This window comes from Streptomyces aurantiacus (genome assembly GCF_027107535.1).
Lineage (GTDB): Bacteria > Actinomycetota > Actinomycetes > Streptomycetales > Streptomycetaceae > Streptomyces.
In genome coordinates, this window is sequence record NZ_CP114283.1 from 5,128,121 (window position 1) to 5,146,205 (window position 18,085).

The window sequence follows — 18,085 nt, forward strand, 5'->3', positions numbered from 1 at the left end:
CGAATGCCTTCCCAAGTTCGGCTGAAGCGCTCTTCTTGACCTCCGCCCGGCTCATCGGCCGCCCCACTGCTTGACCTCACGCTCGATGCGCAACGCGAGGCTGCGACGGCCGCACATCCTCCCTCGCCTACTGGTCACTGGCACGGCTGTCGCTAGTGTCCTGCGCCAGAGATCCGTCGGCAGAAGCGGGCGAGGGAGTCGAGGATCTCTTCGGCTGTCTTGGTCCAGATGAACGGCTTGGGGTCTTCGTTCCAGTCCTTGACCCAGGCCCGGATGTCGGCTTCCAGGGCCTGGATGTTCTTGTGTGCGCCGCGGCGGATCATCTGGTGGGCCAGGTAGCCGAACCACCGCTCGACCTGGTTGATCCAGGAGGAGCCGGTCGGGGTGAAGTGCAGCTCGAACCGCGGGTGTTTGGCCAGCCAGGCTTTGATCGCAGGGGTCTTGTGGGTGCCGTAGTTGTCCACGATCAGATGGACCTGCAGGTGTGCGGGCACCTCTTTGTCGATCCGGATCAGGAACTTCTTGAACTCCGCGGCCCGGTGCCGGCGGTGCAGGGCAGTGATGACCTCACCCGTGGCGACGTCGAACGCGGCGAACAAGGTGGTCAGGCCGTTGCGGACGTAGTCGTGGGTGCGCCGCTCGGGCATGCCCGGCATTATCGGCAGCACCGGCTGGGACCGGTCCAGGGCCTGGATCTGCGACTTCTCGTCCACCGAGAGCACCACCGCACCCTCAGGAGGGTTGAAGTACAGGCCCACGACGTCGTAGACCTTCTCCACGAACAGCGGGTCCGTCGACAGCTTGAAGGTGTCCGCCAGATGCGGCCTGAGCTGGAACTGCCGCCAGATCCGGCCCACGGTCGACTTCGACAGGCCGCTGTGCTGGGCCATCGATTTCCTGGACCAGTGGGTGGCGTTCTTCGGCAGCTGTTCCAGCGTGGTGACCACCACCGCCTCCACCTGATCGACGCTGATGGTGGGCGGCCGGCCCGGCCTGGGCTCGTCGACCAGCCCGTCCAGCCGCTCGGCGAGAAAGCGCCGCCGCCACTTGCGGACCGTGTCCGCGGCCACCCGAAGCTCCCGGGCGACCACGACGATCGGCGGTACTTCCGGCCCCGCACACGCCAGGACAATCCGCGCTCGCAGGGCCAGGGCCTGGGCCGATGTCGCCCGACGCGTCCACCGCTCCAGCTCCGCCCGCTCCTCCGCGGACAGCAGCAACGGCTCCAACTTGGGGCCCCGACGAGGAACTGACGCACCAGCAGTAGAAGTCACACACCAACTAACGATCAACTACTGGCGCAGGACACTAGTGCTCTGACCGCATTGGTTCGCCGGGTCGTTCAGGCCGCAGCGGCGAGGGGGCGTCCGCCCCAGCGGATGTTCTTCTCGCTGCGGATGCGGGCGCGTTCCTTACGTTCGGCGGTCAGGACGTCGCGGTGGCGGGCGTTGGCGTTGCGCCAGCGCAGGTAGGCGTGCAGGGCGCGGGTCTGGACGGTGTGGTTGGGGTGGTGGGAGTTGGCGATGGTGAACTGCCTCAGCGGTCCGAAGTGGGCCTCGATCGGGTTGGCCCACGAGGCGTAGGTCGGGGTGAAGCACAGTTCGACCTTGTGTTTCCTGGCCCAGCGGCGGATGTCGGTGCCCTTGTGGGCGGACAGGTTGTCCAGGATCACGTAGATGGGGGCGCCGTCGGGCCGGGCGGCGCGGATCGATTTCAGCGCGGCCAGCGTGTTCGCGGCGCCCTTCTTGCGGTGGTTGACGCCCCACAGGGTGTCGTCGCCGACCGAGTAGCAGCCGTGGAAGTAGCGGACTCCGTGGGTGCGGTGGTAGGTGGCGGGCAGCCGGTCGGGGCGTTTGCGTTCTGCCCAGCCCGAGCCCGCGGTGGGCCGGATCCCGAGCGGGCCGAATTCGTCGAAGGCGAAGACCCGGTCTGGGAATCGGTCGAGGACCTCTTCGATCCGGTCCAGCTTCGTCTCGCGGTCCGGGTCGGGGGACTCCTTCCACGTCTTGGTGCGCTGGAAGGTGACACCGCGTCGGGCGAGCAGGCCGCGTAAGGTCTCGCGGCCGATCCGGATGACCCGACCGTGGATTTTCCGCAGGTAGCCGACGAGTTTGCGCAGTGACCAGCGGGTGAAGGGCTGACCGAGCTTGGTCGGGCGGGTGGTGGCCGTCGCCACGACGAAGTCCTCGTCGTCAGGGCTGAGTCGGCGGGGACGGCCTCCCGCCCACTGAGGGTCCAGGCAGGCCAGGCCGATCTCGTTGAAGCGGTGGATCACGTCGCGGACGGTGTCCTCGTCGGCCTGGACCAGCTGGGCGATCACCGGCACCCGGTTCCCGCCGGCCGAGGCCAGCAGCATCATCGCCCGCCGGTAACGCACCGAACTGGTGCTGCCCCGACGCACGATCTGCTGCAGCTTCTGCCCCTCCTGGTCGGTCAGTCTGCGCACACGGACAGGCTCAGCCACCGCACCTCCAGCGATCGGATCGGACGTCACCGCCCATCCAACCGCCACGATCACCAACCCGGCGAACCAACGCGGTCACAGCACTAGCTGCACGGCCTGGTGTCCGTTTCGGATCGCATCTTGCAGATCGGTGGCACTCACTTGCCCCGCGTCGAAGGTCTCGGTCCAGCCGTTGGAGAGTTGCGCCGCGGTGAAGAAGAGGCCGTGCCCGGCAGCGCGCAACTGGCGAAGGATCGTCTGTTCTGCGCCCAGGGCGTCGTCGCCGGTGGCGACGTGGTGTTCGTAGAACAGGGCCCATCCGAAGCGGCGGTGTTGGGCGATGCGGTCGTCGCTGCAGAGCACCTGCGCTCGGGTTCTTGTCGAGGAGCTCCAGGACCAGCTGCTCGAGCTCGTGGGGTACGTCAAGACGCAGGGTGGACAGCGGGGCGGGATGACAGCACCGACATGGAGGTACTCGCCCGCCTGTGCGGATACGCACCCCACCAGACTGCCGAACTCCTCGACCGGCTGACCGCATCACACACACTGGCCACCTGGCAGCACGGCCGCGAAACCGACGAGATCCTCTGGCACATCCCCCAACAGCACACCGCAGCCCGGCCCGGTGAGCATGAAACGCACTGATTGCGATCCACGGATGACAGTTGCGACTGAGCGCAAGGCATCACCCGAGAGACACAATCGACTCCGCCTGTCCGTACTATCGCTACACAGCAACGACCCACAGCAGTCGCGGCCCACCCATAGCTCCACCGACGCCTACGGGAGCACCTCGGCGCCCAGGCGCCTGCTCTGCAGGATCCTTCAGCCCGCGGCCGCGCCCCGAGGAAAGGCCAGCACCATGCCGGACACCCACACCTCCACCACCGAATTGACATCACAGTACGTCGCCCAGGTGACCAGCGACCTTGAGCGCAATACCAAGGAACAGGAACGCATCACTGCGGACATCGATGCGCTGCAGGACCAACTGCGCACCTTGCAACACGACCACACCGTGCTGACCAACATGCAACAGGCGCTCGGCACCTCGGCCCCGGCCATACAGCCCACCCCCCAGGAAACCGAAGCGCCCTCCGTACCGCGGCAGAAGACCGACACCAAGCCCGGTGCGGGCAAACGGACACGGGCGAAGAAGACCCCCGCCGCGCAGGACGGCAAGGCAGCCAAGAAACCAGTTCCCAAGAAGCCCGCAGCCGCGCCCAAGGAGACAGCCGGGAAGGCGACCGGGTCCACGCTCGTCGAGCTCGTCCGCCGCCACCTCGCCGATCAGGGAGAACCCCGCTCCGCGGCGGAAATCGCCACCACACTCGGCCAGGCCCATCCCGACCGAGCCATCAAGACCACCGTCGTACGCACCACCCTCGAAAACCTCGTCGCCAAAAGCCAGGTCCAGCGCACCAAGCAGGGCAGTTCCGTCTACTACACGATCAGCGAACCCGCGCCCGCCGCCCCGGCGGAACAGACAGACCCGGACACTGCCTGACCGTCAAGACGTTCGTCGCACACCACCATCGAGGTGCCGGCCACACCCCCACTGCCGAGCGGACGGCACTCAAACCGTGGTCGCCTCTGCGGGCCTGCAGCCCCAAACCGGTCTCCGATATCGGTACTTGGCAAAGGCAGCACCGAAGCATGCTGCCGGACGCTACCGGAGCGGTGGCGGCAGGAGCTTCGTCCCGTACGGCGGGCGGGGCAGTGAGAGCGGCGCTGATCGCTTTCTGCAGGGCGAGGCTGGCGACCCGGGCCGCTCGTAGCGGGACAACTCCCGCGGCGGCTTCTCGACGACATCGTCGAATGACCCCCAGCCGAGATTCACGTCGTGGATGCGCCACCCGCCGCGCGGCGGAACCTCGCCGCGAGGCGATCGAACGCCACCGCGAGCTCGTCTCCGTCGATCACCTCGATGTCGACGTCGAGCTGTGTCATCCACAGCGCGAGCCGGTCTGGGTCGTCGGAACCCAGCTCGACATGGCACGTGGACTCGTCGACCACCTGGATCTCGACCGGGAGGAGGATCTTCGCGGCGACCGTGGCGGCGGGAGCATGCACGAGTATCCGGGCGCGGTACTTCCAGGCCGCCCTGCTGACGCGTCCGACGACATACTTGACGGCATCGTCCTCAGGAATCATGCGCGGCTGGAAACGCGCACCCGTCGGTGCGCGCGGAACCATGCGGTCGACACGGAAGACCCGCCAGTCGTCACGGTCGAGATCCCACGCGAGCAGGTACCAGAGCGGCCCCCAGCTCACCAGCCGTTGCGGTTCGGTGTGGCGGGCCCCTTCGCTGCCCCCGGCCTTCGTGTATCCGAACCGGAGCCGTTCGTGGCCGCGGATCGCGGCGGCGACCACGCCGAGAGCCGAGAGATCGAGCGGCGGTTCAGCCCCTGGAACGACGCTCGTCGCCTCGCGCACCGCCTCGACACGCCGCCGCAGGCGCGAGGGCAGCACTTGCTCCAGCTTCGCGAGCGCGGTGAGCGATGTCTCTTCGACGCCAAGCCTCTGGGTCGCGACCGCACCCAATCCGACCGCGACGGCGACGGCCTCGTCGTCGTCGAGCAGCAGCGGGGGCATCGCCGCGCCGGCGGCCAGCCGGTACCCGCCCGCGACACCGGGGCGCGCGTCCACGGGATAGCCGAGCGACCGCAGCTTGCCGATGTCGGCGCGCACAGTCCTCGTGCTCACATCGAGCCGGCCGGCGAGCTCGGCGTTCGCGGACCGAGTAGCCGACCGTCCAGGCGGTGACCATCATCAGCGCCAGGAAGGCCGAGGCGGCGAGGAACGACGAGGAGCCATCCCGGTAGTAACTGGCGCCCCCGATCTGTACTGCGAGCGCCACCAGGGCGGCGACGGCCGCTGTCAGCCTCGACCGGGTGGCGGCGATCCATCCGACGGTGAGATCGGTGAGCACGGCCTGCAGATACGCGATCTGCCACGCCTGCGTCTGCGCGGGCGGCCTGCTGCCCATCACGCCCTGCCCTGCGGCCATCACCGAGTCCACCCCCACGGTCGCCGAGAAGGAGGCAGTGAGCAGCAGCACCAGGGCGGGCAGCGGCCGACACAGTACCAGGGGCAGCAGCAGCACGGCGGCGGCTGCGGGCAGTCGATGCGATCCACTTACTGGGTGCTCGGCGTCGGCGCGCTGACCGTGATCGGCATCAATGTGAACTCCGCCGCGTCCAACGCGGACCGGCTGGCGCATCAGACACAGCGGCCGTCGGAGAGGCCGGGGATTCCGGACCGCCCTGAGTTCCTATTCGATCCGCTCACCACGGCGTTCGTCGATCCCGCCTGGCAACTGTTCATGATCATCGCTGCCACAGTTGGCGCGATCGCGATCTTCGCCGAGTACTCAACTGGGCTGATCCGTACGACCTTCGCCGCCGTCCCCGACCGGCAGGCGGTGATCGCCGCCAAGATGACCGTGGTGTCGGTGGTCATGCTGACACTCGGCACGCTCGTCTCCGGCACCTCCTTCGGCGTCACCCAGATGCTGCTGCGTGATTATGGCGGCCTGTCGCTGGGCGACCCGGGCGCACTGCGCGCCGTGGCCGCAGCCGCTCTTCTCGCACCGCTGTGTGCGCTGGTCGGTATGGCGGTGGGTGCGGCCGTCCGGCACGCCGCGGGCTCCGTCGTCACGGTCATTGCCCTGCTGTTGCTGGTACCGGCGCTCTTCCAGGGCGAGCGCTTCCGCTGGGTCAAGGAGGTCGGCAACGCCATGCCGCTCAGCGCCTGGGAGCGGCTGGTGACGAACCCGGAGCGGGCGCACGACCTGGGCAAGTATCCGCTGACAGTCACCGAGGCGTGGATCGTGTACGGCGCGTGGGCCACCGCTGCGGTGGCCATCGCGGTGCTCGTGGTGCGACGCCGGGACGTGTGAGCGAGGGCCGGACGCCCCCTTAAAGCCACCTGCCGATCCTCGTCAGCACCGATGTCGCCGTGCTGTCAGGGCTTCACCCTGTCAGTTGTGTCGGGGGTGAGGAGACGGCCTGCCATGCGCTATTCGGCGCTTACTGGCATCCAGCAGGCGGGGCAAATGTCGCGGCCATCGCGGGTCCGGTGCCATTAGCTTGTCATTTATCCAGTCGGCGGGGCTTGGTGCCCTTCTCGTGATGGGCGGGTCTGGTGTACGCCTCGCCGGTTGCGAGGACCCGTCCCACGTCGTGACGGGTTGCCGAACGGCTGTTTCTTGAACCGAGTGGGCGGCCGGGGCCAGGTCGGGAGGGTTTGGGCGCACGCGCTGGCGTCGGGGTCTGAGCGTGGAGGTTTCTGAACCCGGTTCAGGCGGGGGTCGTGGTCACCCGCGCAGTGTGCCGCCCGGCCTCGGCGGTCCCGGTTCACCGGCGGTAGCAGTGGCTTAACCGCTCTGTTCTGGTGAGCTGAAACAACCAGCCTGGCCCTGCTGGCCAGGGCCAGAGCACTATCACCGCTGATAGCGGCCTGGCCTTACCCGCAGGGCCGGACCTGGGAGACTAGTAGGGATCATGACCGACCGTCGACCGCTCTCGCTGCCCGCCTTCTCCGAGCCCGCTTCCGACGCTCCCGTACCCGCCCAGGCGGGTGGGCGCCGGCTGACGCCGGTCGAGAAGGGCGCCGACTTCCGTCGGCCGCCCCTCGCAGCCCTCATGAGAGGGCTCCGCACATGATCCGAGAAACAGTGCCTAGCCCACCGCCCGGTGTGCCAGCGCCTCCACCTGGACAGTGGTCGTAGCCGGCCCGGCTCCCGCCTCGGATACCGTGTTCCTCTACGGGGTGCCATAACGGATGTGACGCCCCCCACCGGAGGTAGTCAGCGTATGAGTTCAAAGCGCAGCAAGAATCCAGCCCTGCCCGTACTTGACGACGCATTCCGACTCGCGTCGGTCAAGGACGCCGAAGAGTCCACCCGTGACTTGGCCGCGCGGCTGGCCACCACCGAGCTGCGCCGCGTTTCCCACCCGGGCCGGGTCACCTGGGAGCCCACCGATCAGGCCGAGCCCGTACCGGTCCCGCCGACTGTGGTCGACGGTGACGGGGACCTGTGGCTGCGGGACCGGGGCACTGGCACCTGGACCATGCCCGAGTTCAACCCGAAGGACTTCCCGGCCCGCTGTGGCGAGGTTCTGACGTGGAACCAGCTTGCCCGCGAGTTCGGCCCCCTTACCGCACTGGCCGACGACCGCCGCGTCGGCGGCGGCCGGCGCTGACCGCGCAGTCTTCTGGGATGGCCGCGCCCCTGAAGCGCCCGTTACGGGTAGCTGGGAGCTCCAGCTCACCGCCGAGCTCGACGACGGCGGCGAGCAGGTGAGCGTGGTGGTCGGTCACGACGTCTCCATGTTGCAGCCGGATACGTCGTCGCTGTCCGTGGGGTCGGGGTGGAAGAAGCGGGTGTAGCGGAGCCCGGTCTCCGGAGTGATCCGGACAGCCGACAGCCTGTCGACTCGACCCACTCCCCGGAGCACAACGGGTACGTCATGAGGTACGACATCGAGTACGACAAGAGGCAGGCCAACCGGGAGGACAACGGGCAGGCCGCGGTAACGCGGCTCCGCTCGTCTCTCAGGCGCCCCGCCCCTACCGGCCCACGGACAACCCCCTTTACTGACGTTGTCGCCGTGGTGTCGTCAAGGTGAGGCCGGTTTCGGCGAGGCATCCGTTGATGAGGTTGCTGCGGTACTGGATCTGGCGCAGACCGCGTCGGAGCGTGCTGATGAGGTGGTCGGGGTCGGTGAAGGCGGTGTTGGCCTGGCTGCTGCGGCGCAGCAGGGACCAGATGCCCTCGACGGGGTTGAGGTCGGGTGCGTAGGCCGGCAGGAAGTAGCAGGTGATCCAGTCGCGGGCGTCGATGAACTCCCGTAGTCGGCGGTCCTTATGGACGTTGAGGTTGTCCCACACGAGCACAATGGGTGCACCGAGCTGCTGGTGCGCGGCGATGAGCAGGTCGCGGTAGTCGGTCCAGGTGAAACTGCGTCTGCCGCCGCGCTTGTGATCGACGTGCCGTTTGGGACGGTAGATCAGCCGTGAGCGTTCGCCCTGCTTGTAGCAGGCCAGAGCGGCGAGAGAGAAGCGGCGCTGGGAGCGTCCCTTCACCCGGATGACGGGTGTGTGCCCGCGCCTGGCCCAGGTGCGGACGGTCGGCGGCGTCATCGAGAAGCCGGCTTCGTCTTCGAAGCACAGCCAGGCCCCAAGCGCCGCCACGGACCTTCCACCTGCGGCCAGGTCTCCTTCACCCAGCCCGCCACGGCCTCCTCGTCGCGCTCGACCGCCCGGCGGGCCGGGACCTGGTGGCTGAAGCCGTGCCGGTGCAGCATCCGTGCGATCGCCGACAGCGTCATGCTCTTGTGGAACCGGCGCCCGATCAGCGTCTTGATGCGCGTCAGCGTCCACGTCTGGTCCGGCCAGCCGTGCGCGACCGGCCCCTTGGCGAGTTCCTGCTCGAGCACGGTGAACAGGGCCTCGCTCAGCTTGGGCCGTGACACCGGCCCGGCAGAGCGCAGCCCCTCGGCGCCTGCGTCGTGCCAGGCCCGGCGCCAGCGCTGCACCGAGCGCACACTCACCCGTAAGTCCTTGGCGACCTCGGCATTGGAGGCACCCGCAGCGAACAGCTCCGCGGCCTCCAGCCGGATCCGCTCGCGAAACCCCTGCCGTTCAGGCGTCAGCCCACCACCCTGCGGATATCTCACACAACAGGCATACCGCGACGATCACACACCGTCAGCCCTCAACGACACCACGCCGTAATGGTCAGTAGACGACGTTTCCTTTGACGAGGGGAGTCGTTGTGTTGGTATGACAAGTCTTGCTGAGCATCTGGTCTCGGATGAGTTGTGGGAGCTGTTTCGGCGGGTGGTGCCGGAGACGGTGGTGGTGCGTCCGCAGGGCGGGGGCCGTCGGCGGGCCGGGGACCGTGAATGCCTGACCGCGATCGTGTTCGTGGCCACGTCGGGCTGTTCCTGGCGGCAGTTGCCGCCGGTGTTCGGGCCGGCCTGGCCCACCGTCTACCGACGTTTCGCGCGCTGGACTCAGCAGCGTGTGTGGGCTCGCCTGCACCGCGTCATCCTCAACGAACTCGGTGCTCAGGGGGGATTGGACTGGTCACGATTCGCCGTGGACTCGGTCAGTGTCCGCGCCCTCAAAGGGGGCAGCTGACGGGACCGAATCCGACCGACCGCGGCAAGTTGGGATCGAAAATCCACCTCATCGTCGACCGCCGCGGCCTGTCGCTGTCGATCGGCATCTCCGCCGCGAACCTCCATGACAGCCAGGCCCTCATCCCGCTGGTGCGCGGCATCCCGCCCATCCGCTCACGTCGCGGCCGCCGACGCCGACGGCCCGGCAAACTCCGTGGAGACAAGGGCTACGACTATCAGCACCTGCGGCGTTGGCTGTCTTCCCGAGGCATCCAGCACCGCATCGCCCGCAGGGGCATCGAGTTCTCGCAACGGCTGGGCCGGCATCGCTGGGTCGTGGAACGGACGGTGTCCTGGCTATCGGGCTGCCGACGACTCCACCGCCGCTACGAGCGCAAGCCAGAACACTTCCTCGCCTTCACAGCCATCGCCGCAACCCTGATATGCCACCGTCGACTCACCAACTGAAATGACGCCTTACGAGTTGGTGCGTGATAGCAGGTGAGGCGTCGTATCTGACCGGTGGCATGATCCGACTGTGGCGATCATGATCAATCGGGCGGTGCTGGCGCATCCGCTGTTCACGGGGATCTCGCAGCATCATCTCGCGCGCTTGGTCGAGGAGTTGGCGGCGCCGTGGCAGGCCGGGCTGGAGGGCCACCGTCATGCTGCGCGAGGCGGAATCCGCAAGCGGGCCGAAGGCGCCGGCGCCCGCCACCAGCTGGTCTTCGTCGACCGGCTGGTGGCCACTCTGATCCACATACGGCACGACTTACCGCATGCGGGGCCGGGCCTGCTGTTCGGCGTCGACCGCTCCACCATCACCCGCGCGATCGCAGAGACACGACCGCTCCTGGCCGCGCGGGGATGCGCAGTCCCCGACCGCCCCGGCCTGCGACTTCGGACGCTGACGGATGTGTTCGCCTACGCCCAAACCGAGGGCATCGAGCTGCGGCTGGATGCCACCGAGATCCAGGTCCGCAGGCCACCGGCCGGCCGCGGCGGACGACGCGCGTTCGTCTCGGGCAAGAAGAAACAGAACACCATGAAGGCCACCGTCATCGCCGACCGGCGGGGCCGCATGCTATGGACCGACGCCCTGCGGCCTGGGCGTATGCACGACGCCACGGCCGCCCGCAACGAAGGCATCGCCGTCTGCTTCCAGCATTTCCCCGACGTCGAGGTCCTCTTGGACGACGGCTGTCTCGGCCTGAGCCGCGACCACCGCGGGCAAGCGATCACCCCGCCGAGAAAACCGCGGCCGGGAGCACCGCCCAGCAGAGTCGAACAGTGGGAACGTGACCGCCACTGGCACTCCTCCGACCGCATCACCGTCGAACACGCCCTGGCCGACCACAAACGCCGGAAGCAACTACTGCGCTGGACCCACCGACGCGACCGCCTGCCCGACACCTACCGCGCCATCGCCAACCTCGTCTCCGACCGCACCATCACCGCCTGAAAACGAGCCACGCCCAGGCCAAACACGCCTCACCCGCTATCACGCACCAACTCGTAGGCCCGACGCCATCCTGGCAAGATGGACCGACGGCTCGAGCCCACCGCAAGTTCGCCAGCAGCCTGCCGCCAACCCCGCCGTGCAGATCGAACAACAAGGAGGCCGGAACCGCTTCGTCCTCACCGGCCTGGACCACCTCGACGAAACCCGCGAGGGACTCCATTCGGACGCCAAGTCACGGGCGTGGGGTCCGACACCACTCAGCACCTCCCGCGCTCGTCCTTCGGGAGCGTGGTGGTGGTGAGGAGTTCGGCTGCGAGGGTGCGCAGGCTGGCGGCTTTGAGGAGGTGGGGCACTGTGATCTCGCAGCTGTGTTCGCGTCGCAGGCGGGTGGTGAGTTCGGCGGCCAGGAGAGAATCGATGCCCAGGCGGTTGACGGGCTGTGTCGGGTCCACCTGGTTGACGGGCATGTCCAGGACGAGAGCGACCTGTTCTGTCAGCCAGCGCTCCAGCGCGGGTGCGGTGTACGCGGGGTCGGATTCCGGTGGTGTCCCGTCGCGCTGTCCAGGTGTGCTGTCCGTGGTGGGGGACGGGGACACCGTAGGCATGCGCATGGGAGTGCGGGTGGGAGGGATCAGACTTGGCCGATTCGGTGTTCGTGCCGACTCCAGGACCGTGTTGGCAGTGGCGCTCGCCGTGTCGGTGGTGGCGTGAAAGGAGGTGCTGGTGGCAGGACGGGGGTGGTCTGCTGGGCCGGGCGGGGGCGGCTGGCTGGTGGCGTCGAGAAGTTCCTTCAGGAGGGGATCGGTGGCGTCCTGTGGTGAGGAGGAGGCGTAAGTGTGCCAGTCGGCCGGGATGCAGCAAAGGTTGTTGTCCGCCGCGAGCACGGCGGTGAACAGCTCCGGCGCCTGCGCCGGGGTGATGGGCAGGATGCCGGCGGGCAGCACGGATCGGCCGTCGCGTTCGCTGAGCCTGTGCGCCATACCGGTCTCGGACCAGTAGCCCCAGTTCACGACCGTGGTGGGGGCTCCTGCCGCGCGTCGGTGGGCGCCGAGTGCGTCGAGAAAGGCGTTCGCGGCGGCGTAGGCGCCGAGCTGGCTGCTCAGGCGCATGCCGCTGAGAGGCGATACGGCTGAGGAGAACAGGACGAAGAAGTCCAGGTCGTCGCCTGGGAAGAGGCGGTGGAGGGTCCAGCCGCCCGCGACTTTGGGGCGCAGCGTCCGCTCGATGTCCGCCTTGGTGGTGTCCCGCAGCGGCGTGGGTTCGAGCGCGAGGGCGCTGTGGGCCACACCGGCGACTTTCGGCAGGCCCTGACGGGCGCGCTCGTGCAGCAGTGCGGTCATGGCGGGCTCGTCGGCCACGTCGACGGCCGCGTACTGCACATCAAGGTCTGGTCGCTGGGTGAGGCGGGCCATCCGTTGCGCACGGGGGTCGGTGGGGGGTGCTGTGGACAGGTTGGTGCGGCCGGTGACGAGCAGGTGCCGTGCCCCGTTGTCGGCCAGCCACTCGGTGAACAGTCCGCCGATGCCGCTCAGCCCGCCGACGACGAGGTAGGTGGCGTCGGGGCGTAGCTGCGGGCGGGGCTGTCCGGGCGGGGGAAAGTGGAGGGCCAGCTTGCCGGTGTGCTCGGCCCGCGCCATCAGGCTCATGGCCTGCGCAACCTGCTCAGCCTCGAAGACCTTGACGGGTAGGGGTGCCAGCTCGCCGCGGGAAAGTAGATCGATGACCGACTGCAGGGTGGTGCCCAGGGCGCCGGGGTCGTGCTCGTGCAGCGCAGCCAGATTCATGGCGTGGTAGGAGCGCCCAGGTTCGAAGAGGCGGGCGGGAAACGGTTGCCCGTCGTGCATTTCGTTGCAGGCGGCCTCCACGTAGTGACCGAAGGGGGCCAGAAGGTCGAAGTTGGCCTGCCGGGCGTCCGCTCCCTTGAGGGTGTTCAGGATGATGTCGACGCCTGTGCCGTCCGCGTCGCGCAGTTGGCGGGCGAAGTCTGTGGAACGGGAGTCGGCGACCTTCTCGGCGCCCATCCGCAGCAGCAGGTCACGCTTGGCCTGGGTGCCTGCTGTGGCGAAGACCCTGGCGCCGCACCAGCGGGCGATCTCCATGGCGGCCATTCCCATGCCGCCACTCGCTGAGTGGATGAGGACCTTCTGGCCTGGCTGGAGGCGTGCGAGGTCGATCAGGGCGCGGTAGGCCGATACGTAGGCGACGGGAACGGAGGCCGCCTCGGCTGGTGTGAGCTGGTGGGGCCGTGCGACGGTGTAGGCGGCCAGGGTGATGGTGTAGGAGGCCGGCGGCGCGAACGTGAGGGCACAGACCTCGTCGCCGACAGCGAACTCGGTGACGCCCTCTCCCACGGCCACCACAGTGCCTGCGCATTCACACCCCGTGAGTGCTTCTTGCTGGCCGGCCACCATGCCCACGGCGAGCAGCACGTCTCGGTAGTTCAACGCGGTGTGCGTGACCTGGATGGCGATCTGGCCCGGCCCCGGCGGGGGATTGTCCTTCGCGCGGGTGAGTCTGATGCCTCCGATACCACCGGTGGTGGCGAGGGTGACCCCGAATGGGTGCGCCGCCAGGCGTTGTGGCAAGGCTGTCAGCCGCGGAACGTGGGCACTCCCCCCGCGCAGGGCGATGCGGTCCTCGTCGCCCGCGGCGTACAGGTGGAGGGCCAGTTGGTCGGCCTCTTCACACAGTTCACGGGGTCCACGAAGTTCCGGTGCGCGGGCGTCTAGGTCGATGAGGACGGAAGGCGAGCGTGGTGTCTCGAGCTGCAGGACACGCGTCAACGGCCACAGAGCTGCCTGCCACGGGGCGGGCAGCGAGTCGTCGGCCAGGGCCGCCTGGGCGCCACGGGTGATCACAAACAGTGTCGGAGGCGGCGAGGACGGCAACTCGGCCAGGGCGCGGGAGACCGGTAGCAGACTGGCGCACAGATCTGTCGTGACCCACTGCACCTCGCGCGGAGAGGCATCCGACCCGGTGGCCCCAGCCAGAGCACCCAGGTGCACCACGCCGGTCAGGGGCGCGTCACGGGTGATGTCCTTGAGCAGGCGCGCCAGGTCGTCGGCCGAGGCGAGGTTCACGCGGAAACGGCCGGGGCCGTGAACCCGGTAGCCAACGCCGGGCCTGACAGTGTGGACGGTGCCGCCATGAGCGATCAGCGCGGCGTGCAAGGGCTGGTCGAGGGCTGAACCTCCGGACAGCAGCAGCCAGTTGCCGCCCTGGCGGGACGGTGCAGGTGGCGGCAGCGGCCGCCAGCACACCTCAAGCATCGGGTCGACTAGGGGCGCGGCCGGCGGATGAGGCGGGACGGGCGTAAGGCGCTTTCCCCGCACGCCCTGGATTTCGGCGATGACCGTGCCGTGCCGGTCCGCCACCACGAGATCGACACGAATACCGTCCGCTGTGTCTGGCTTCTGCCTGGAGGCGTGCACCCACAACTCCTCCGCCTCCGGCTCACGGTACAGCCGCAGGCGGTCCACCGCCGTCAGCACGAACCCGTGCTCAGTGGAGCCGTCGGACTCGGCCGCGGCGAGCGCTGCCTGCAAGCAGCCGTCGAGCGCTCCGGGGTGGATGAGATGGCCACTGCGTGCCACCGGCCGCAGGCGAACCAGTGCTTCTCCTGCCCCACGGTGGATCTCGGCCACGCAGCGGAACGGCCCCCGCCAGTCGTTGCCCTCCATGGCGCGCTCTTGGTAGAAGTGCTCGCCAGCCTGCCAGTCCGGGCAACGCTCACGCACGTGATCCAGGTTGACGGGCGAGGGGGGCAGCGAGGTGTCGCGGGCAACGTGGAGGGTCACGTGGTGCTGCCAGGCGGCGGCCTCATCGCGGCAGCTGGTGACGCTGAGGCACCGGGCGTCCTCGGCGCTGGACTGGACGCGTACCCGCAAGTTCCATGGCTGACGGTCGTCGAGCAGCAGCAACTCCTCAAAGGTGACGTCCCGCAACTCGTTGCCCAAGCCTTCCTCCCTGACGGCCGCGAGAGCGCATTCGAGGTAGAAAGCACCAGGGACCACGGGTCGCTCCGCGATGCGGTGGTCGAGCAGGTAGGCGTGCTGCTCCCTGTCGAGCACGCCGCTCCACGACCGAGCGCCAGTCCCCTCCTCTTCACTCATGAGGACAGGGTGCAAGGTTTTCGGGGGTGGCGGGGCAGAGGCAGGGGCGTCGGTCACTGCGAACACCTTCGTGGTGGCGGACTGAATGGGGGGCCAGGGGAAGGCACGAGCCTGTTGCCAGTACGAGAAGCGCTGCCACGGGTAGCCCGGCAGGGACACAGGGGCTGCGGGCTTGCCGAGGACCTGCCGCCAGTTCGGGTCGCAGCCGGCGGCATACAGGGCGCCCAGCGTGCGGTGGAGGGAGGCCAGCTCGTCCTGGTCGCGGCGCAGCGACTCCAGCGCCAGGGCACCACCGCGGCCCAGGGCTGGGGTGAGTACGGGGTGCGGAGAAACCTGGAGGAACACGGTACGTCGTTCACCGGCCAGCAGGCTGCGCACGGCGCTGTCCAGCAGTACCGGGTCGCGCAAGTTTCGCCACCAGTAGTCGCCGTTCAGGGTCGTGCCCGGCACCACTGATCCGGTAACGGTGGACAGGAAAGGCACGCTCGTCTCGCGGGGACGCAGATCGGCAAGCTGCCGCCTCAGAGGGTCTCGCACCGGGTCGACACTGGGGCTGTGCGCGGCGTAGTGGACCGGTACGCGCAGGCAGGAAATTCCCTGTTGCTCGCAGCCCTCCTCGATGCGGTCGATTGCCTGCGGGGTGCCCGCGAGCACGCTCGAGGTGGGACTCTCCTTCACGGCGACCGAGGCCGCCACACCCAGCTCCTCCAGGAAACCGGCGACCTTACTGGGCGGCACCTCCGTCCAGCACAGGGCACCGGGCTGGGCAAGTGTGTCGATGAGGCCGGCACGCAGGCAGCTCACGCGTCCGGCTTCTTCCAACGTGAGGGCACCGGCTACCTGTGCGGCGGCGATCTCGCCCTGGCTGTGTCCCAGGACGGCGTCGGGTTCGATGCCCCAGGAACGCCACAGGGCGGCCAGGGACACCCCCATGGCCCACAACGCGGGCTGGATGATGGAGGTCTGCTGCAGCCAGGTGTCGTCATCGTTCCGCAGGACGTCGCACAACGACCAGCCACCGTGTATACGGATGACGGCGTCGCAGCGCTCCACCGTGTCGGTGAAGACGGCCTCGCGGCCCAGGAGCCGGCGCCCCATACCCGCCCACTGTGAGCCTTGACCGGGGAGCACGAACACCACGCGCGGCGTGGACCACACCGCACCGTTCGACGTCGACACCTCCCGCCGCTCCTGGCCCGCCAGGTGGGCGCGCAGTGTGTCAGCCAGGGAGGCGGGCGTTGTGGCGGACACCGCCAGCCGGTGTTCGTGGTGGTCGCGGCCGGTGGCGGCGGATGCGCACACGTCTGCCAGGCAGGGGGCGGGGTCTGACGTCAGCAAGTGCACATAGCGTTCGGCCAGTTCCCGCAGGGCGGGGCTCGAGCGGGCAGAAAGGGGCAACAGGGACGGGCCCGCACCGGGCCGCGGCCTCGGCACGGCCCCTCGACGGCCGGGTGCGGCCGACAGGACCAGGTGGGCTGCCACACCCGAAGCTCCGATGGACGTCACGCCTGCCACGAGGGGGCGCTCGTCGTCCGCCAGCGCGGTGGGCCGGCGGGGAAGGCACAGGGGAGCGGCTTCCCAGTCGACGGCCGGGTTTGCAGTGGCCAGTCGTGTGTCCCCGGGCACGAGCCGGTGCTCCAGGCACAGCACGGTCTTGATGACGCCGACGACCCCGGCGGCCGCCTCGGGATGGCCGATGTTCGTCTTCACGGACCCCACCAGGCATCGCTCACGGTCGCCGTCCCGCGGGCCCAGAACCCGAGCCAGGGCTTGCAGTTCCACAGGGTCGCCCACGACGGTGCCGGTGCCGTGGGCTTCGACGAACCGGGCGTCACGGGGGTCGACGCCGGCGAACTCGTAGGCCAGGCGCAGGGTTTCCTCCTGGCTGCGCACGGACGGCGCGATCATCCCCTGGCCGGTGAAACCGCTGCTGCCCAGGGCCCCTCCGAGGATCACCGCTCGTACCCGGTCACCGTCGGCCAACGCCCGTGCGAGGGGCTTGAGCAGCAGCATACCGACCGCCTCCGACTGGACGTACCCGTTGGCCGACGCGTCGCCGAACTTGCAGCGGCCGTCCGGGCCGATCGCTCCGGCCCGCGCCAGGGGTACCGAGCCGTACGGGGCGAGCAGGACGTGGCTGCCGCCTGCCAGGGCGTAGTCGCACTCGCCCAGCCGTAGGGACTGGCAGGCGGCGTGCACAGATACCAGCGACGACGAGCACGCGGTGTCGATCGTCATGGCCGGCCCTCGTAGGTTCAGGGCGTACGCGATACGGCCATGGAGAGCACTGTGGGTCCCGCCTTGCATAGCGAGCAGATCCAGGGTCTCCAGGTCCCCGATCTGCCGCAACCAGTAGTCGTTGCCGAAGGCGCCGAGGAAAACGCCGGTGCGAGCCCGGCTCAGTTCCCGCACCGGGACCGCGGCGTCTTCGGCAGCCTCGACGGATGTCTCGAGCAACAGCCTCTGCTGGGGATCCATGCGCCGGGCCTCGCGTGGGGAAATACCGAAGAAGCCCGCGTCGAACAGATCAAGGCCGGGAAGGAATCCGCCGCGTACCGTGGGCAGCTTCCCCGGTACACCCGGTTCTGCGGCGTACAGCTCGCGCAGCCAGGGCCGTTCGGCAGAGGCTTCCGTGACGCCGTCCCGGCCGGCCACCAACAGGTCCCACAGTTCGGGTACTCCCGGCGCTCCCGGAAACCGTCCGCTCATGCCGAGGACGGCAACCGCTTGTTCCGGGGCGGCGTACTGCCCCTCCATGGATAGGAACTCCCTTTCCGTGCTCACGAACAAGCAGACCGGGGTTAGCTTTCACAACGGCTGTTACGAGCCAGGGCCCGCCCGGGCACGCCGCCCGGGTGCTGCCCCCACGCAGGCCAACGATCAGTCTGGGCAAGCCGAAACGGCAAACACCGTCGCGGTTGTGTGCGGGAGCTGCAGT

Annotated in this window: 14 protein-coding genes and 2 pseudogenes; 7 read left to right on the forward strand and 9 right to left on the reverse strand. The window is 68.7% G+C overall.

The genetic code is table 11. The features are described from left to right. Window positions 1-152: 152 nt before the first annotated feature. The 3 genes from O1Q96_RS24735 to O1Q96_RS24745 form a co-directional block, all read right to left on the reverse strand. The gene (locus O1Q96_RS24735) at window positions 153-1,274 is read right to left on the reverse strand and encodes an IS630 family transposase (protein WP_269250241.1); all 1,122 of its coding nucleotides are present in this window, start codon (window positions 1,272-1,274) and stop codon (window positions 153-155) included. 68 nt (window positions 1,275-1,342) lie between these two features. Next, window positions 1,343-2,464: an IS630 family transposase gene (locus tag O1Q96_RS24740; protein ID WP_269246408.1), complete on the reverse strand. Its 1,122-nt coding sequence runs from the start codon at window positions 2,462-2,464 to the stop codon at window positions 1,343-1,345. A 75-nt stretch (window positions 2,465-2,539) separates the two neighbouring features. Further along, window positions 2,540-2,806, reverse strand: coding sequence for a hypothetical protein (locus O1Q96_RS24745; protein ID WP_269250261.1), 267 nt, complete (start codon window positions 2,804-2,806; stop codon window positions 2,540-2,542). A gap of 102 nt (window positions 2,807-2,908) precedes the next feature. On the opposite strand from O1Q96_RS24745, the gene O1Q96_RS24750 reads away from it, so the two are divergent. Both O1Q96_RS24750 and O1Q96_RS24755 read left to right on the forward strand, forming a co-directional pair. Continuing rightward, complete coding sequence (locus tag O1Q96_RS24750) at window positions 2,909-3,088, forward strand: hypothetical protein (protein WP_269250262.1); 180 nt, start codon at window positions 2,909-2,911, stop codon at window positions 3,086-3,088. 217 nt (window positions 3,089-3,305) lie between these two features. After that, window positions 3,306-3,950: a hypothetical protein gene (locus O1Q96_RS24755; RefSeq protein WP_269250263.1), complete on the forward strand. Its 645-nt coding sequence runs from the start codon at window positions 3,306-3,308 to the stop codon at window positions 3,948-3,950. A 329-nt stretch (window positions 3,951-4,279) separates the two neighbouring features. Here O1Q96_RS24755 and O1Q96_RS24760 read toward each other — a convergent pair whose 3' ends face one another. Beyond that, the gene (locus tag O1Q96_RS24760) at window positions 4,280-5,038 is read right to left on the reverse strand and encodes a helix-turn-helix transcriptional regulator (RefSeq protein WP_269253711.1); all 759 of its coding nucleotides are present in this window, start codon (window positions 5,036-5,038) and stop codon (window positions 4,280-4,282) included. A 30-nt stretch (window positions 5,039-5,068) separates the two neighbouring features. Next, window positions 5,069-5,161: pseudogene (locus O1Q96_RS24765) on the reverse strand (helix-turn-helix domain-containing protein); the annotation flags it as partial. Window positions 5,162-5,570: 409 nt separating this feature from the next. Between O1Q96_RS24765 and O1Q96_RS24770 the strand changes: the two are divergent. Further along, window positions 5,571-6,344 carry an ABC transporter permease gene (locus O1Q96_RS24770; RefSeq protein ID WP_269250264.1) on the forward strand — a complete coding sequence of 258 codons (774 nt, stop codon included), beginning with the start codon at window positions 5,571-5,573 and terminating at the stop codon, window positions 6,342-6,344. Window positions 6,345-6,537: 193 nt separating this feature from the next. Here O1Q96_RS24770 and O1Q96_RS44295 read toward each other — a convergent pair. Then, window positions 6,538-6,741: pseudogene (locus tag O1Q96_RS44295) on the reverse strand (NF041680 family putative transposase); the annotation flags it as partial. Between the two features lie 207 nt (window positions 6,742-6,948). Here O1Q96_RS44295 and O1Q96_RS24775 point away from each other — a divergent pair. Next, complete coding sequence (locus O1Q96_RS24775) at window positions 6,949-7,110, forward strand: hypothetical protein (protein ID WP_269250265.1); 162 nt, start codon at window positions 6,949-6,951, stop codon at window positions 7,108-7,110. 150 nt (window positions 7,111-7,260) lie between these two features. Continuing rightward, on the forward strand, window positions 7,261-7,650 hold the full coding sequence (locus O1Q96_RS24780; protein WP_269250266.1) for a hypothetical protein: 390 nt from the start codon (window positions 7,261-7,263) through the stop codon (window positions 7,648-7,650). 114 nt (window positions 7,651-7,764) lie between these two features. On the opposite strand, the gene O1Q96_RS24785 is transcribed toward O1Q96_RS24780, so the two are convergent. Both O1Q96_RS24785 and O1Q96_RS44605 read right to left on the reverse strand, forming a co-directional pair. Beyond that, complete coding sequence (locus O1Q96_RS24785) at window positions 7,765-7,893, reverse strand: hypothetical protein (protein ID WP_269250267.1); 129 nt, start codon at window positions 7,891-7,893, stop codon at window positions 7,765-7,767. A gap of 148 nt (window positions 7,894-8,041) precedes the next feature. Further along, a protein-coding gene (locus O1Q96_RS44605; protein WP_419586901.1) for an IS630 family transposase occupies window positions 8,042-9,126 on the reverse strand; the annotation gives its coding sequence in 2 pieces (ribosomal slippage) (window positions 8,042-8,601 and window positions 8,601-9,126; 1,086 coding nt in all). 106 nt (window positions 9,127-9,232) lie between these two features. On the opposite strand from O1Q96_RS44605, the gene O1Q96_RS24800 reads away from it, so the two are divergent. After that, window positions 9,233-10,041, forward strand: a protein-coding gene (locus O1Q96_RS24800) for an IS5 family transposase (RefSeq protein ID WP_269250268.1) whose coding sequence is annotated in 2 segments (ribosomal slippage) — window positions 9,233-9,580 and window positions 9,583-10,041 — 807 coding nt in all. Because the reading frame shifts where the segments join, the coding sequence is not laid out codon by codon here. Window positions 10,042-10,120: 79 nt separating this feature from the next. Beyond that, window positions 10,121-11,035, forward strand: coding sequence for a transposase (locus tag O1Q96_RS24805; RefSeq protein ID WP_269250269.1), 915 nt, complete (start codon window positions 10,121-10,123; stop codon window positions 11,033-11,035). Window positions 11,036-11,292: 257 nt separating this feature from the next. On the opposite strand, the gene O1Q96_RS24810 is transcribed toward O1Q96_RS24805, so the two are convergent. Beyond that, window positions 11,293-17,904 (reverse strand): type I polyketide synthase, encoded by a 6,612-nt coding sequence (locus tag O1Q96_RS24810; protein ID WP_269250270.1) that lies wholly within the window; start codon window positions 17,902-17,904, stop codon window positions 11,293-11,295. Between the last annotated feature and the right edge of the window lie 181 nt (window positions 17,905-18,085).

What these genes read in the sequence shown, in the direction of transcription:
- O1Q96_RS24750 (WP_269250262.1), top strand. Translation starts at nt 2,909, where the DNA reads ATGGAGGTACTCGCCCGCCTGTGCGGATACGCACCCCACCAGACTGCC.
- O1Q96_RS24755 (WP_269250263.1), top strand. Translation starts at nt 3,306, where the DNA reads ATGCCGGACACCCACACCTCCACCACCGAATTGACATCACAGTACGTC.
- O1Q96_RS24760 (WP_269253711.1), bottom strand. Translation starts at nt 5,038, where the DNA reads ATGCCCCCGCTGCTGCTCGACGACGACGAGGCCGTCGCCGTCGCGGTC.
- O1Q96_RS24770 (WP_269250264.1), top strand. Translation starts at nt 5,571, where the DNA reads ATGCGATCCACTTACTGGGTGCTCGGCGTCGGCGCGCTGACCGTGATC.
- O1Q96_RS24775 (WP_269250265.1), top strand. Translation starts at nt 6,949, where the DNA reads ATGACCGACCGTCGACCGCTCTCGCTGCCCGCCTTCTCCGAGCCCGCT.
- O1Q96_RS24780 (WP_269250266.1), top strand. Translation starts at nt 7,261, where the DNA reads ATGAGTTCAAAGCGCAGCAAGAATCCAGCCCTGCCCGTACTTGACGAC.
- O1Q96_RS24805 (WP_269250269.1), top strand. Translation starts at nt 10,121, where the DNA reads ATGATCAATCGGGCGGTGCTGGCGCATCCGCTGTTCACGGGGATCTCG.
- O1Q96_RS24810 (WP_269250270.1), bottom strand. Translation starts at nt 17,904, where the DNA reads ATGGAGGGGCAGTACGCCGCCCCGGAACAAGCGGTTGCCGTCCTCGGC.